The organism is Pedobacter sp. GW821-FHT01D05, from assembly GCF_059422505.1.
In genome coordinates this window covers 1,107,842-1,122,873 of sequence record NZ_JBWKXA010000001.1, presented here as the reverse complement: position 1 = coordinate 1,122,873, position 15,032 = coordinate 1,107,842, and the positions used below count along the sequence as shown (strand labels likewise).

14 protein-coding genes are annotated in these 15,032 nt (G+C 36.9%); 9 read left to right on the top strand and 5 right to left on the bottom strand.

The window, feature by feature from the left end:
* Nucleotides 1-156: 156 nt before the first annotated feature.
* A complete protein-coding gene (locus AC07VK_RS04540; RefSeq protein ID WP_492953469.1) occupies nt 157-591 on the bottom strand; it encodes an Hsp20/alpha crystallin family protein in 435 nt (144 codons plus the stop codon).
* Between the two features lie 123 nt (nt 592-714).
* On the opposite strand from AC07VK_RS04540, the gene AC07VK_RS04535 reads away from it, so the two are divergent.
* Nucleotides 715-1,155 carry an acyl-CoA thioesterase gene (locus tag AC07VK_RS04535; RefSeq protein ID WP_492953468.1) on the top strand — a complete coding sequence of 147 codons (441 nt, stop codon included), beginning with the start codon at nt 715-717 and terminating at the stop codon, nt 1,153-1,155.
* An 85-nt stretch (nt 1,156-1,240) separates the two neighbouring features.
* Here the strand turns inward: AC07VK_RS04535 and AC07VK_RS04530 are convergent, their stop codons facing one another.
* Both AC07VK_RS04530 and folB read right to left on the bottom strand, forming a co-directional pair.
* Nucleotides 1,241-2,644, bottom strand: coding sequence for an FAD-binding oxidoreductase (locus AC07VK_RS04530; RefSeq protein WP_492958651.1), 1,404 nt, complete (start codon nt 2,642-2,644; stop codon nt 1,241-1,243).
* Between the two features lie 2 nt (nt 2,645-2,646).
* Nucleotides 2,647-3,015 (bottom strand): dihydroneopterin aldolase, encoded by a 369-nt coding sequence (gene folB / locus AC07VK_RS04525; protein WP_492958649.1) that lies wholly within the window; start codon nt 3,013-3,015, stop codon nt 2,647-2,649.
* Between the two features lie 113 nt (nt 3,016-3,128).
* Here folB and AC07VK_RS04520 point away from each other — a divergent pair, with 113 nt between their 5' ends.
* From AC07VK_RS04520 to AC07VK_RS04500, 5 genes are read left to right on the top strand one after another with little or no spacing between them, the layout of a single operon-like run.
* Entirely contained in the window at nt 3,129-4,319 is a 1,191-nt protein-coding gene (locus tag AC07VK_RS04520; protein ID WP_492958647.1) for an acyl-CoA dehydrogenase family protein, read from the top strand.
* A gap of 15 nt (nt 4,320-4,334) precedes the next feature.
* Nucleotides 4,335-7,010 (top strand): DUF3857 domain-containing protein, encoded by a 2,676-nt coding sequence (locus AC07VK_RS04515; RefSeq protein WP_492958645.1) that lies wholly within the window; start codon nt 4,335-4,337, stop codon nt 7,008-7,010.
* Nucleotides 6,997-7,377, top strand: a complete 381-nt coding sequence (locus tag AC07VK_RS04510) for an SRPBCC domain-containing protein (RefSeq protein ID WP_492953463.1) — start codon at nt 6,997-6,999, stop codon at nt 7,375-7,377. Before AC07VK_RS04515 ends, AC07VK_RS04510 begins: the two co-directional genes overlap by 14 nt.
* Before the next feature lie 7 nt (nt 7,378-7,384).
* Nucleotides 7,385-8,197 carry a hypothetical protein gene (locus AC07VK_RS04505; protein ID WP_492958643.1) on the top strand — a complete coding sequence of 271 codons (813 nt, stop codon included), beginning with the start codon at nt 7,385-7,387 and terminating at the stop codon, nt 8,195-8,197.
* 41 nt (nt 8,198-8,238) lie between these two features.
* A complete protein-coding gene (locus AC07VK_RS04500) occupies nt 8,239-8,451 on the top strand; it encodes a hypothetical protein (protein WP_492958641.1) in 213 nt (70 codons plus the stop codon).
* Between the two features lie 64 nt (nt 8,452-8,515).
* Here AC07VK_RS04500 and lysA read toward each other — a convergent pair whose 3' ends face one another.
* Nucleotides 8,516-9,685, bottom strand: a complete 1,170-nt coding sequence (lysA, locus tag AC07VK_RS04495; RefSeq protein WP_492958639.1) for a diaminopimelate decarboxylase — start codon at nt 9,683-9,685, stop codon at nt 8,516-8,518.
* Nucleotides 9,686-10,003: 318 nt separating this feature from the next.
* Entirely contained in the window at nt 10,004-11,317 is a 1,314-nt protein-coding gene (locus AC07VK_RS04490; RefSeq protein ID WP_492953459.1) for an aspartate kinase, read from the bottom strand.
* A 345-nt stretch (nt 11,318-11,662) separates the two neighbouring features.
* Between AC07VK_RS04490 and AC07VK_RS04485 the strand changes: the two genes are divergently transcribed.
* The 3 genes from AC07VK_RS04485 (at nt 11,663) to AC07VK_RS04475 (ending at nt 15,010) form a co-directional block, all read left to right on the top strand.
* Nucleotides 11,663-13,399 carry a phospho-sugar mutase gene (locus AC07VK_RS04485; protein WP_492958637.1) on the top strand — a complete coding sequence of 579 codons (1,737 nt, stop codon included), beginning with the start codon at nt 11,663-11,665 and terminating at the stop codon, nt 13,397-13,399.
* A gap of 267 nt (nt 13,400-13,666) precedes the next feature.
* Complete coding sequence (locus tag AC07VK_RS04480; RefSeq protein ID WP_492953457.1) at nt 13,667-14,038, top strand: hypothetical protein; 372 nt, start codon at nt 13,667-13,669, stop codon at nt 14,036-14,038.
* 201 nt (nt 14,039-14,239) lie between these two features.
* Entirely contained in the window at nt 14,240-15,010 is a 771-nt protein-coding gene (locus AC07VK_RS04475; protein WP_492958635.1) for an MbnP family protein, read from the top strand.
* Nucleotides 15,011-15,032: the final 22 nt, after the last annotated feature.

Below are 15,032 nucleotides of genomic sequence, written 5' to 3'. Positions count from 1 at the left end.
TGCCATCCAGCATTAACCTTATAAACCTAAACTTAAACTATTATGAAACCTGCATCAGTCACCTGTCACATCTACATCAAATCCACTTGATGCAAGCTTCATAACCTTTGAAAAAACTAAACTATTATGAAAAATCCTCTCTCGAGAAAATCTTTATTACGATACTACAATTTCTTTGTGTTGCAATTTAGCATCGTCTTTTTTGCTGATGTTGATCGATAATATACCGTCTTTGTATTCAGCAGTAATGTTATCACCATCGGCACTATCTGGTAAATTAAATGATCTTGCAAATGAGCTGTAATCAAATTCTTTACGTGTAAAATCTTTAGCTACCTGGGTTTCGTCTTTTTTAACTTCTGCCCAAACAGAAAGTGTATCTTTTTTTAAATTGATCTGAAAATCTTCTTTCTTTAAACCTGGAGCAGCCAACTCGATTACATACGCAGCTTCATGTTCGTAAATATTCACATTTGGCGATTTATCAACCATTTTGTTTTTAGTTACTGCATCGCTAAACAATGAATCAAAAACATTGTTAAAGTAAGGAGCTGTGTTACGGGTTCTGTTGTTAAAATTTACTAGTGTCATATCGCTTATTCTTTATTTTTTAATTTTTAAATTGATAATACACCATATTCAACTTACATACCAAATCAAAAATTTATGATCTTTAAGACATTTTGGCGAAATAAATCCAAATCAAAAGACAAATTGGCAGAAATAAAGGGTTTTTCAGACAAATTCAACTATAAAACCAATATCCATTTGCGCTTTATTGATTTCGATATGATGGGGCATGTAAACAATTCCATATATTTTACTTATTTAGAAATCGCCAGAACCAAGTATTGGGAAGAAATTATAAAATGGGACTGGAAGAAAACCGGAATCGTAATTGCCCACGCAGAACTGGATTATATTTTACCTATCGTAATGAATGATAAAATAGCTATTCATGTAAAAACATCCAGGATTGGTACCACCAGTTTCGATCTCGACTACCAGATCGTTAAGATAAAAGGAACAGAAGAGATCATCTGCAGTAAGGGAAAAACGGTTTGCATTGCTGTTGATTACGCCACAAGCAGACCAACTGCGATCCCAGAAGAGGAAAAACAGAAAATGCTGGGGTTTGAACAGCTAGAACAATAAAATAGTCGGCATGCTGAACTTGTTTCAGCATCTATATACTTTTTACAATTAAGACCCTGAAACAAGTTCAGGGTGACAAATAAAATTAATCAGGCATAATTTTGCCAGGATTTAATATCCCCTTTGGATCGAAAACCGTTTTAATACCCCGCATTAAATTAAGATGAATTTCGGAATATTTGATTGGCATAAACTCTTTTTGTACCAAACCAATTCCGTGTTCGCCAGATAATGTGCCACCTAAAGCCGTTGTTAATTCGAATATTTCGGCAATGCCAAATTTAAGTTTGTTTTTCCAGTCTTCATCGCTCATTCCAGCTTTAATGATGTTTACGTGCAGGTTTCCATCACCGGCATGACCATAACAAACACTTTCGAAACCGTATTTTGCACCAATTTCTTTTATACCATTAACCAATTTAGGTAAAGCCGCACGCGGTACCACAGTATCTTCTTCTTTATACACCGAATTAGATTTAACCGATTCGGCCATTGTTCTGCGCATCCGCCAGAGTTCTTCTTTTTGAGCAGCGGTATCTGCAAATAAAACTTCTGTACAGTGATGTTCTTCTAAAACAACATTGGTTTTTTCGCAATTTTTAAAAATGTCATCCAAATCATCTCCATCAAACTCAATCATCAATAACGCAGCAACATCATCTTTTAAATCAAATTTAATATCATCAAATTTAATTACCCATTCCACTCCTTTCCGCTCCATAAACTCTAAAGCCGATGGTGTTACCCCCGCTCTAAAAATTGCAGAAACCGCTGCGCATGCATCTTCGTTCGTACTAAAAGCGCCCATCATTAAAACCGATTGACTAGGTTTAGGCAATAATTTGGTAACGATTTTGGTTACCACCGCTAAGGTACCTTCAGAACCGATCATCAACTGGGTTAAATTATAACCAGATGCATATTTTAAGGTATTTGCGCCTGTCCAAATGATATCGCCGTTAGGCAGAACCACTTCTAGATTGAGAATGTATTCACGTATCGTTCCATACTTCACTACTCTTGGCCCACCAGAACCATGGGCTACATTGCCACCAATAAAACAAGATCCTTTGCTACTTGGATCAACTGGGTAAAGAAGTCCTTTTTCGGCTACAGCATTGATGAATTCTTCGGTAATTACACCCGGCTCAACAGTTGCCTGCAGGTTTTCAGTATCAATATCTAAGATAGCCTTAAACTTCTCCATCGATAAAGAAACACCACCATAAATGGGCAAAGCAGCCCCACTCAATCCCGTCCCACCTCCACGCGGCGTGACCGGAACATGGTGTGCATTACAGATTTTTAATAAAGCAGAAACTTCTTCGGGCGAAGTTGGCTTTACCACAAGTTCTGGTTGATAACGTAAATCTTCAGTTTCATCGTGACTGTAATTTTCTAAACTATCAGCATCAGTAAAAACTTTATCTGCTCCAATGGCAGCCTTAATTTCTGCTAAAATTTCAGCATTTATCTTTGTAAAATTCATTTTTAGTTGACTGATGTGTAAGTAAGTTTAACAAAGGAATGTCCAATCTGGCCAGGCATTGGTGGGTTTAATTTTTTCATACTCACCTCTACCATCTCAACAAAAGGATACAATTTGATAACTTTCGAAATGATATTCTTCAAAACTGTTTCTAAAAGCTTTTGTGTGTGCTGCATTTCTTCCATGATGATGTGATTCAGATCCTCATAATTAACCGTCTGTGCCAGTTCATCATCAAAACCTTGCGGTGTAAATTCTGTCTCAAGATCTACAACAAAATGATTTCCAATAAGTTGCTCTTCCGGATAATACCCATGCAAGGCAAAGCACTTTACATCTTTTAACGCTACGGTTTGTTTGAAATGGTTCATGTATGTTTTGTATTCTGCAAAATTAATTTTTTATTCATGAATATAATGCCCCTTGCCGTAAATTGTTACCTTTGAAATTAACGCGAGTTCTTAACCAGATAACACGAAATTACATGAGCAAATCAGTAAAAAAAGACCTGTACGAGGCCCCAGACTATTATTTATTGGATGAATTGTTAACCGATGAGCACAAATTAATCCGTGCTACGGCTAGAGATTGGGTAAAAAAAGAAGTGAGCCCGATTATTGAAGATTATGCGCAAAAAGCAGAATTCCCAAAACATTTAATAAAAGGCCTGGCAGATATTGGTGCTTTCGGTCCAACTATTCCGGTTGAGTATGGTGGTGCAGGTTTAGATTATACCGCTTATGGAATTTTGATGCAGGAGATTGAACGTGGTGATTCTGGTATCCGTTCCACAGCCTCTGTACAGGGTTCGTTAGTAATGTATCCTATTTATGCTTATGGTACTGAAGAACAACGTAAAAAATACCTGCCAAAACTGGCGAGTGGCGAAATGATGGGCTGTTTTGGATTAACAGAACCTGATCACGGCTCTAACCCGGGCGGAATGGTAACCAATATCAAAGACGCAGGAAGTCACTACATATTAAACGGTGCCAAAATGTGGATCAGTAATGCACCATTTGCCGATATTGCAGTAGTTTGGGCAAAAGACGAATCAGGAAAAATAAGGGGATTAGTTGTGGAACGCGGAATGGAAGGGTTTTCGACTCCTGAAACACACAACAAATGGAGTTTACGTGCATCAGCTACTGGCGAACTGGTTTTCGATAATGTTAAAGTGCCAAAAGAGAATATTTTTCCCGAAATAACTGGATTAAAAGGTCCGCTAGGTTGCTTAAACCAGGCACGTTACGGCATTGCCTGGGGCGCTTTGGGCGCAGCAATGGACTGTTATGATACTGCTTTGCGCTACTCGAAAGAACGTGTACAGTTTGGAAAACCCATTGGAGGTTTCCAGTTACAGCAAAAGAAACTGGCCGAAATGGTGACCGAAATTACCAAGGCCCAGCTGTTGGTTTGGCGTTTAGGCGTACTGAAAAGTGAAAACAGGGCTTCTGCAGAACAAATATCGATGGCCAAAAGAAACAGTGTAGAAATTGCCCTCGATATTGCACGTAATGCACGCCAAATGCTTGGCGGAATGGGAATTACCGGAGAATACTCGATTATGCGCCACATGATGAACTTAGAATCGGTAGTAACCTACGAGGGTACACACGATATACATTTACTGATCACTGGGATGGATGTAACCGGATTAAACGCATTTAAATAAACTATTAATTAAAATATGCTAAATAAAAACGCTCTCAAAAAACTTATTCTACTTGTTTTAGCTTTTTGGATCAATATATCTTTTGCCCAAAAAAATAATTTTTTCATTTCCAAAACTGAACCACGGTGGCTACAAAAAGTAAAAACTGTTGATAAACGGCCGGCAGCAAGAGATGTTCAGGATGGTTGGTATTTATTTCTTTATGAGCAACAAACCAATATAGAAACTTCAGAAGAATACGAGCATGATATCCGTGAGATTATTTCAGATACAGGTGTACAAAATGGCTCTGAAATATCGGTTACCTTTGATCCATCTTACCAGAAACTTGTTTTTCATAAAATAATTATCTGGAGAGATAACAAACCTATTGATAAACTTAACGCCAGTAATTTCAAAATTATCCAGAATGAGAAAGAGCTCAATAAATTTATTTATAGCGGAACATTTAATGCTTATTTAATTTTAGATGATGTCCGAAAAGGAGATAGAATTGACTTTTCGTACACTATTATAGGAAAAAATCCAGTTTTCGATTCGCGCTACAGCAACATCATTTATTTTGAAGGCGGAAGTCAAATCTCAAATGTTTATGCTAGCCTGCTTTTTAATAAGAAACGCGATATACAACTCAAAAACTTCAACTTTGTTCCTCCTCAAAAAACTACGGAGACAGGTGATTTAAAAATATACCAATGGCAAAGCCAGGTATCTAAAACTTTCACCAGTTACGACTATGAACCCGATTGGTACAACCCTTACGGACGGGTTCAAATCAGTGAATACCACAGCTGGAAAGACATAGTAGATTGGTCTGTACGTTTAAACACTTACGACTTAAAAAGTTCAGTCATCCTTAATGCTAAGGTTAAGGAGCTAAAAGCTAAATCAAACAACAATCCAGAACAATATTTACAACTTGCTACCCGGTTTGTACAAGACGAGATCAGGTATATGGGGGTAGAAATGGGACAGTATTCCCATCGCCCAAATTCTCCTGAAAAAGTTTTAAGACAACGCTACGGCGACTGTAAAGACAAGTCGCTTTTACTCGTTTACCTATTAAAAAATATGGGTATACAGGCCTATCCCGTATACATAAACACCTATCTAAAGAATAAAACAAAAGAAAGGTTACCCTCAACAGGCGCATTTGACCATGTTGTGGTATTAGTTGAATTTAAGAATAAAAAAATCTGGATTGATGCAACCATGTCTGATCAGCGTGGACCTATAACAGAAAATTATTTCCCTTACTCTGCAAGTGTTCTGGTAATAAAACCTGGCAACGACAAACTTGAAGAGGTTAAAAGCAATCCCAAGGGAAAAATTGATGCCACTTCAATTTTTAATGTACCAGATACAATCCTGGGCAAAAAAGCGACCCTCCAAATTAAAACAGTCTACACACACAATTGTGCCGATCAGATCAGGGCAGATTTAAATAGTGATGGGACAGATAAACTAGAAAAGGATTATTTAAGTTATTATTCAAAACTATACCCTGGTATACAAACTGTAAAAAACATAACTGTCAAAGATGATGAGACCAACAACATTGTTTATTTAACTGAAAATTATGAGATTGACAACATTTGGGTAAGAGACGATTCACTTTCTAATAGATTTGACATCTATTTTTATGGCGATCTGATCAGCAATGATTTAAGAAAACTCAAAAAATCGCGTGATGTACCGATGGATCTTGTTTACCCATGCAATATCAATCAAAAACTAAAAATCATTTTCCCAGATAATTGGGACCTTAAAGACAATAAATTTAGTGTTGATCGACCTAGCTATAAATTTAATTACACGCAGAAAAGCGAATCAGATACTTTAACAATAAATTATAACTATCAAAACTTAACCGATGAAATTTCGGGTGCCGATACCAAACAATACATTAAAGATAGAAGCAATATAATGGATAAACTGAGCTACAGTTTATATTGGGGTAATGACTATGAGACGGAAAATGAATCGGATTTAAATTACTGGATGGTAACTTTATGCGTATTTGTTTTCATCATAATGATGGGTGTGTGCGTATTTATCTATACCCGAAAAAGACCGTTTGACCTTGAAGAAATAAAAGATGCTCCAAAAATCGGTGGCTGGCTCATTGTTGCAGGCATTGGAATTGTGGTTTTACCGTTTACCTCGCTATTTACTATAATTAAAGCAGAAACATTTAGTCAAAGTGTTTGGGATAACCTTGATCGTTACGATAGATTTACAACGTTCATTTACCAACTCTGTTTGCTTATGGAAGCGGCATTAAACATGTGTATGATTGCATTTAGCATACTCGTGATATTTTTATTTTTTAACCGCCGAAAAATATTTACAAAATATTATATAGGACTGAAAATAGCCGCTATTATTGTCGCCATTCTAGATTTCGCATTTCTGTTTGCAATGGGTAATCATATAGGTAATCAACTCTTTACCGCCTCAGATGCTACGGCGTTAATTAGAAAAATAATCATTTGTTCGCTTTGGATAGCTTATTTTATTAAATCTACCCGCGTAAAAAGTACCTTTGTATTTACGTATCCGGCATCAGCATGGAGAACGGCTGTGATTAAAGACATAAATGAGAACTTCAGGATTAACAACCTCAAGATTGAAGAAGCTATACCTGATAAGCTAGAAAGAATAGATATAAAAGAAAATGAAAGATTTTAAAAGATACACCTACATACCTGCCCCACCAGAAGAAGTTTATTTAGCCCTTACAAAAGAAACCAGCATAAAACTATGGACTGGTGCTGAAGTAGAATTTGAAGAATTGCCAGAAACTGAATTTTCTTTCTGGGATGGAGATATAACGGGCAAAAACATTGAGTTTGTTTACGGTAAACAGATTGTTCAACAATGGTATTTTGGAGAAGAAAACGAACCTTCTATCGTAACGATCAAACTTCACGAAGATAAAAAAGGAACTTCACTGGAGTTTAAACAAACCAATATTCCCGATGAAGATTATAAAGATTTTACAGATGGGATCCAGGAATATTTCTTGGGAGGTCTGGTAGATTTCTTTGATGAATAGATAAAAAATGAAAACTAAAATTACCGCTCTTTCTTCTTTACTTTTCCTTACCGCATTTACTTCCTGTACATCTTTGCTTACTCCAGCTATATTAGGGAACAACATGGGTTATATGCCAAAAGCAATGGGTGCAGACAGTGTTAAAACGTTAACGAATGTATCAGCAAGTTATGCTGGTTCTACTTCACCAAGCGCTGGTACGGATTTCGAATTGGGAATGGCAAATATAAGCCAGTCGCATACTTTCAAAAAATCAAACATTTCTTATGGTATTTTCGCTTATACTGGAAAAGCTTCAGGTGGAGAAAACGACAATGATGCAGAAAATTTAAAGAATTATCTTCCATCCTTTAAAAAATCGATCAGTGGCGTTGGTTTAAGATTTTCTGCCGGCCTACACAACACTTCAGCTAACGGAAATACAGATTTCAGGTACATTAACTTTGAAAATGCACTTAGCTTCGAAGGTGGAGCTTATACTAAATTCAGACAAGAGGTTTACAGCAATCCTATTCCCGATTACGTAGCGGTAACAAACAAGAAGGTACTTTGGACAACAGGGTTATCTACCGAGGTAATCTGGAGCGCTAGAAATGACCACGATATAAGGCACGCATTTAGATTTTTTCTTGGTGGTACACCTAATTTTGCAAATAGTTTCAGATCTGGCGTAAAAGCCTACGATGAAATTAATGGAAAAAATTCATTCGGTTGGGTTTTTAACTATTTCTTATACATCAAGCAATTTTCGCTTTCTTATGAAATGGCTGACAATGTTAATTATGCGCAAAAAATAAGCTTTGGCTATTCATTTCAATAAAACATAATCGACCTGATGCTGTTCTGATATAAATAAATATTATGAACAGAACATTAGGGATTATATTAATTGTTGTGGGCATCGCCATGCTCATCTGGACTGGCTTCTCTTATACTAAGAGAGAGAAAATTGTTGACGCAGGCCCCATTCAAATATCTGCCGATAAAGAAAAATCTATCAATTGGCCTCCTTATGCAGGTGGTATTATTCTGATAGCTGGTGTAATTGTATTTGTAGCGTCGAAGAAGAAATAATTGATTTGTCATTCTGAGCCTGTAGAAGAACTTTGAAGCATTTCGACAGGCTCAATGTGACAATTTATATCTCTGAACTATAAACCGATCTTATCGCATCCCTTAAGTTATACTTCGAAGCCATCACCTCTCCATAGGCACCAGCGCTACGGATGGCAAAAATATCCCCCCTGAACGATTCAGGCTGCTCTACTTCTTTACCAAAGCAATCGGTACTTTCACAGATTGGCCCTACGATATCGTATTTAACGACTTCGGACTTCGAATCTGTTACTCCAGACTGGCTAAGGTTTTCGATTTTGTGATAGGCTTGATATAGGGCTGGGCGCATCAATTCAGTCATACCGGCATCTAAAACCACGAAGTTTTTCTTCTTTCCGTTTTTAATGTAAAGCACACGGGTAATCAATGAGGCCGATTGACCAACCAATGCCCTACCCAATTCAAAATGTACTTCCTGACCTGGTTTAACAGTCAAAAATTCATTAAAAATCTTAAAATAAGATTCAAAGTCAGGAATTTGATGGTCAGGATTGTAATAATCAATGCCTAAGCCGCCACCAACATTTAATACTTTTAGGTTAAAACCTTTATCTTCAAACCAGGTTGCAAATTCGTTTACACGCACACATAGGTTTTTGTATACATCCAGATTGGTAATCTGAGAACCGATATGAAAATGAATACCGATAAATTTCAGGTTTGGGGATGCCTTTAAAGTTTCTGCGCACTCAGGCAAATCCCATGAGTTGATCCCAAATTTATTTTCGTCTAAACCAGTGGTAATGTTGTGATGTGTATGAGCATCAACATTAGGATTGATGCGAATGGCCACCTGAGCTGTTTTACCTTTTTTACCGGCAAGTTCATTTAGTACTTCTAATTCCTGGATAGATTCTACATTAAAGCAGAAAATATCAAGATCAAGGGCTTCGTTGATTTCTTTATCCGATTTACCTACTCCGGCAAAAACGATTTTTTGGTGATCGAAACCTACTTCAACTGCTCTTCTCACCTCTCCTGCACTCACGCAATCTGCACCGAAACCAATCTCTTTGATCTGGTTTAACAGCACAGCATTAAAATTTGCCTTTAGTGCATAATGAATATGAAATTGATATGGAGCAGCTGCATCTGCGCAGGTACGCAAGGTTTTTTGCAACAGATCGGTATCATAGTAGTAAAAAGGCGTTTCTATATTGTTAAACTTTGATATATCTTTATCGGCGAACATGTTCAAATTCCTTATTATAATTTTAATTTTATTCTTTGGGCTAATTTATTTGGGTAACTACCTGGATTTAAAGCATGGAAGAATTACCCAGAAACAATACAATGGAAAAGTCCGGTTTTTTATCGTGTTACTCTTCATTGTACTGTTTCTCTTATTTATCAAAAAATGAAAATAGCGGCCGCCATATTTATTATGCTTATTCTTTCTGCAGGATTGTATAATTCTTACAAAAAACATAAAAACGGTTTGCTACCGGCAAGCTTTCTGGCTTTTCACTTCCTTATCGGATTGCTGGTAATAATCGGCGCTTTTTTCCTCCTATTCGAATAACCTATTGTGCAGGCTTCTTAAAGCTTCGGTTTTATACTCACTTAATATTAAAAGTGAAACGTTGTAATTACTTCCTCCATAAGAAATCATACGGATCGGAATGTGTTTTAAACCTTCTAAAACCCTGCTGGCAAAACCATGCTTCTCCGAACCAAAATCGCCCACTACACACACAATGCTGTGATCGGTATCTACTTCTACTGTTCCAAAACTTTCCAACTCTTCGATAATCTGCGGCAAATGAGCTGTTTCATCAATGGTTAACGATACAGCAACCTCAGAAGTGGTAATCATATCAATCGGTGTTTTATAACGTTCAAAAACTTCAAAAACCCTTCGTAAGAAACCATAAGCCAACAACATACGGCTAGATTGGATACGGATTGCCGTGATGCCATCTTTCGCTGCTATGGATTTGATCTTTCCTTTTTCGCTATCATGGGTAATCAACGTCCCCGCTGCTGAAGGTTCCATCGTGTTTAACAAACGAACCGGAATTTTATATTTCTGTGCTGGGAACACCGATTGAGGATGCAAAATCTTTGCGCCAAAATAAGCCAACTCAGCCGCTTCATCAAAAGATAACTGTGCTATTGGTTTAGTGCCCTTAACAATACGTGGATCGTTGTTGTGCATGCCATCAATATCCGTCCAGATTTGAACTTCTTCCGCCATAATTGCAGCACCCAATAATGATGCGGTATAATCACTACCACCACGACGTAGATTATCTACCTCGCCAAAACTGTTACGGCAGATATAACCCTGTGTGATAAATAATTTATTGTCTTTATGCTGCTCCAAAAGCGGCATTAAATGTTTCGTTGTAAAAGGAATATCAGGTTCGTTATCTTCATCCGTTTTCATAAAATCTAATGCTGGTAACAATACCGACGGTACACCGATAGATTTTAAATAAATATGGTATAAAGTTGTAGATAACAATTCGCCTTGAGCCAACACTACTTTCTCTTCGATAGAAGTAAAAATATCGTTCGCCAAGCCAGCTAAGAAACCAAAGTGATAATCGATCACTTCATTTCCCTGCTCTTGAAATTCGGCAGCCGGCAACAATTCAACAACAAAAGCTTTATATTTCTGGTATAGATTTTCGACACACTCGCTTCCCTTCTTCTTATCTCCAGCTAAAAAATAATTTGCAATTTCTACTAAACTATTTGTAGTACCAGACACGGCCGATAATACTACAATCTGCTCTTCATTTGGATTAACGATATCCAACAACTTCGTCATGCGCTCAGGACTACCTACAGAAGTACCCCCAAATTTTAATATTTTCATTTACTTGCCTATTGTTTTTTAACGGTAATGAAGCTATCAGATTTTTTATCCCAAGTGTGGTTTGAAATCATGATGGTTCCATCTATTTATTAATTGTTTTTTACCCAAGATCAAACGACGCTAACTTTACCTGTTTTACAACTATTTTAAAAAAGTTACATTCGCCTCACATTAATACTGGATTTTCTTTATTATTGTATCGGGGCGTGAAATTAAACAAAAGCAGCTTAAAAGCAACACCCTCAACAAAATAAAATTTGGATGGGCTGAAATAAATACGTTTCAACCAAACATCATTCAATAAAATTTGTTCAACACCAGATATTAAATTTAAAAAACAGCTCAATGCAGGCAATTGACCAATCAACACAAGCCACAATTAATCAGTGGTTAAGTGGAAATTATGATGAAAATACCAAGGCAGAAATACAGGCCCTTGTGGATACAGATGCAACTACCGAATTAACAGATGCATTTTATAGAAGTTTAGAGTTCGGAACGGGCGGTTTACGTGGAATTATGGGTGCAGGCTCCAATCGCATCAACAAGTACACTATCGGAACGGCTACACAGGGATTAGCGAATTATTTAAACAACAAATACCCTAACGAAAAAATCAAGGTTGCCATTGCCCACGATAGTCGCAACAACTCTGATTATTTTGCTAAAATTACAGCTGATGTTTTCTCTGCAAACGGCATCCATGTTTATTTCTTCTCTGCATTAAGACCAACTCCAGAACTTTCTTTCGCTGTGCGCCATTTTGGTTGCAAAAGTGGCGTAATGCTAACCGCATCGCATAATCCCAAAGAATACAACGGTTATAAGGCCTATGGTGCTGATGGCGGTCAGTTTACTTCTCCTGATGATAAATTGGTGATCGATGAAGTAAATAAGATTAAAAGTATTGATGAAGTTAAATTCGACCGCGTTGAAGCCAATATCGAACTGATTGGCGAAGATGTAGATAAACTATATTTAGATGGAATCACTGCACTTTCGATTTCTCCTGAAGCCATAAAAAGACAGCACGATTTAAAAATTGTATACTCTCCTATTCACGGAACTGGAATTACGCTGGTACCAAAAGCTTTGGCTCAGTTTGGTTTTACAAACGTAACTTTAGTTGAAGAGCAAAGTACACCTGATGGAAATTTCCCTACCGTAGTGTATCCAAATCCAGAGGAAAAAGATGCATTGACTTTGGCGATGAATAAAGCAAAAGAAATAGATGCTGATTTAGTTTTGGCTACCGATCCTGATGCTGACCGTGTAGGTATTGCAGTAAAAGATAATAATGGCGAGTGGGTACTGCTTAACGGCAACCAAACAGGCAGTTTATTAATCAATTACCTATTATCCGCTTGGCAAGACAGTGGCAAATTAGATGGCAATCAGTTTATTGTAAAAACCATTGTAACCTCTAACCTCATCGAAGAAATTGCCAAAAAGAAAAATGTAACCTACTACAACACCTTAACTGGGTTTAAATACATTGGTCAGTTAATGACAGAACTAGAAGGTAAGAAATACTTTATTGGTGGTGGAGAGGAGAGTTATGGTTATTTAATCGGCGATTTGGTACGTGATAAAGATGCGGTGGTTTCTGCAGCTTTTATCTCTGAAATGACTGCTTATTACAAAGATAAGGGTGCAAGTTTATACAATGCATTATTAGATATGTACGTAGAATATGGCCTTTACAAAGAAGACTTAGTTTCACTAACCAAAAAAGGCAAATCAGGTGCTGAAGAAATTAAAGCGATGATGGTGAAATTCAGAGAAAACCCTCCTGCAACATTAGGTGGCTCGAAAGTTTCGGTACTGAAAGATTACGAATTAAGTCAGGAAACTGATTTAGCAACCGGAAAAGTAAGCAAACTGGATTACCCAACTTCTGATGTTTTACAGTTCATTACAGAGGATGGCAGTATCGTTTCTGCGCGTCCGAGCGGAACGGAACCTAAAATTAAATTCTATTGCAGTGTAAATGCGCCATTAGCCGATAGAAAAGACTTTGATCAGGTTAACGCACAACTTGGCGAAAAAATCAAAGCGGTAATGGCTGATTTGCAGGCATAGTTTTCTTAGTGTCGTCATCTCGACTGAAGCGCAGCAGAATGGAGAGATCTATCTATAAATAGATTTCTCGACTGCGTTTCACTCCGCTCGAAATGACGACATTATTTTCTTCAATTTATTTGTGTTCTCAAGTTTCCGTGGCAAATAATAAAGCCTAAGCGAGACGCTAAGACCAGACAAGAGTTTTTAACATCAAAAAAGTGCTGCGTCTTTCTTAATTTTTCTTTGCTGCAACCAATTTCTTTAATACTTTTGCAGCGCAATACCATGTTCAAAAAATTCTTAATATATCTTATCATTACATGTACCGTTTCTAACGGCGCCATGCAATTGGTGATCTATTCTGGTTATAAAATGAACAAAGAATACATTACAAGTGTATTTTGTATTAATAAAGAACATCCGGAATTGCATTGTGATGGGCAGTGTTTCTTAGCCAAAAAATTAAAAGACCTTGATGGTAAAAATAAACAGGCTCAGGAAAATCTGAAAAGAGTTGTAGAGGCTGAACCAAGATTTCAGACTGTTGCATTAAACCACCATCTTCCTTATTTTATCATCACTTCAGAAAATCTTTACATCGAAAAACCGGTAAAAGATCTTTCCATCTCTATTTTTCATCCGCCGAAAACGGTTTAAGTAAGTTTTTAATTTTTATGTGTTTGTATCGCCATTGCAAAGTTTTGACCATTTGTCATTCTGAGCGAAGCGAAGAATCTGTTTCATAAAAACTACAACAATCTGTCATTGCTATGCTGTTAATTTCTGCTTGATTCTAGAGATTCTTCGTTGCATTCAGAATGACAACAAATTATTTTTTACTTATCCAATTTTCTTAAAATGAAATTATCACAATACTTTTTGGCATTGTTATGCCCTATTATACTATTATCTTCTTGTAAAAAAAGCACTGACGAAGTTGCTGCAGATACCAAATCTACTTTCTCTATTGAATTCGAAAATCAGGTAAACGGAAATCCGTTAGTTTTAAATACTACAACTTACAAAAATGCAAAAGGCGAAGATTTTAAGATCAATGTATTTAAATACTATGTAAGCAATATCAAATTAAGCAAAGCTGACGGCACCACTTATCTCATTCCAGAAAGTTATTTCTTAATTGATGCTTCGAAAGCAGAATCTACTAACATTACGCTAAAAGATGTACCAACAGGCGATTATACCAAAATAGAATACACCATTGGCGTAGATTATGCCCGTAATTTTGCTGGTGCGCAAACAGGAGCCCTAGATCCAATCAACGGCATGTTCTGGACTTGGAACAGCGGCTACATATTTGTTAAATTAGAAGGGACTTCACCACAATCTCTCGCATCTGGAAATACAATTACCTTCCACATTGGTGGCGTTACCGATCCAAACAATACCATTAGAACTTTTGCTACGGAGATTAACGCGGCAAACCCACTTCGTGTGAGAACAGATGGCAGACCTAATATGCACTTTAAGGTAAATGCAGCTGCATTATTTACAGGTAAAACCGATGTGAGTTTTGCCACTTTGAATATGACCATGGGTGGAGCAAATTCCATAATTGTAGCCAACAACTATGCAAATGGCTTATTTCGTTTAGATCATATCCACAACTAAATGTTAAGGAAAATAAATGTAT

Excerpts from the sequence above, each read along its gene's own strand:
- AC07VK_RS04515 (WP_492958645.1), top strand. The coding sequence starts at position 4,335 with ATGCTAAATAAAAACGCTCTCAAAAAACTTATTCTACTTGTTTTAGCT.
- AC07VK_RS04475 (WP_492958635.1), top strand. The coding sequence starts at position 14,240 with ATGAAATTATCACAATACTTTTTGGCATTGTTATGCCCTATTATACTA.
- AC07VK_RS04485 (WP_492958637.1), top strand. The coding sequence starts at position 11,663 with ATGCAGGCAATTGACCAATCAACACAAGCCACAATTAATCAGTGGTTA.
- AC07VK_RS04540 (WP_492953469.1), bottom strand. The coding sequence starts at position 591 with ATGACACTAGTAAATTTTAACAACAGAACCCGTAACACAGCTCCTTAC.
- AC07VK_RS04530 (WP_492958651.1), bottom strand. The coding sequence starts at position 2,644 with ATGAATTTTACAAAGATAAATGCTGAAATTTTAGCAGAAATTAAGGCT.
- AC07VK_RS04490 (WP_492953459.1), bottom strand. The coding sequence starts at position 11,317 with ATGAAAATATTAAAATTTGGGGGTACTTCTGTAGGTAGTCCTGAGCGC.
- folB (WP_492958649.1), bottom strand. The coding sequence starts at position 3,015 with ATGAACCATTTCAAACAAACCGTAGCGTTAAAAGATGTAAAGTGCTTT.
- AC07VK_RS04480 (WP_492953457.1), top strand. The coding sequence starts at position 13,667 with ATGTTCAAAAAATTCTTAATATATCTTATCATTACATGTACCGTTTCT.
- lysA (WP_492958639.1), bottom strand. The coding sequence starts at position 9,685 with ATGTTCGCCGATAAAGATATATCAAAGTTTAACAATATAGAAACGCCT.
- AC07VK_RS04505 (WP_492958643.1), top strand. The coding sequence starts at position 7,385 with ATGAAAACTAAAATTACCGCTCTTTCTTCTTTACTTTTCCTTACCGCA.
- AC07VK_RS04510 (WP_492953463.1), top strand. The coding sequence starts at position 6,997 with ATGAAAGATTTTAAAAGATACACCTACATACCTGCCCCACCAGAAGAA.
- AC07VK_RS04500 (WP_492958641.1), top strand. The coding sequence starts at position 8,239 with ATGAACAGAACATTAGGGATTATATTAATTGTTGTGGGCATCGCCATG.
- AC07VK_RS04520 (WP_492958647.1), top strand. The coding sequence starts at position 3,129 with ATGAGCAAATCAGTAAAAAAAGACCTGTACGAGGCCCCAGACTATTAT.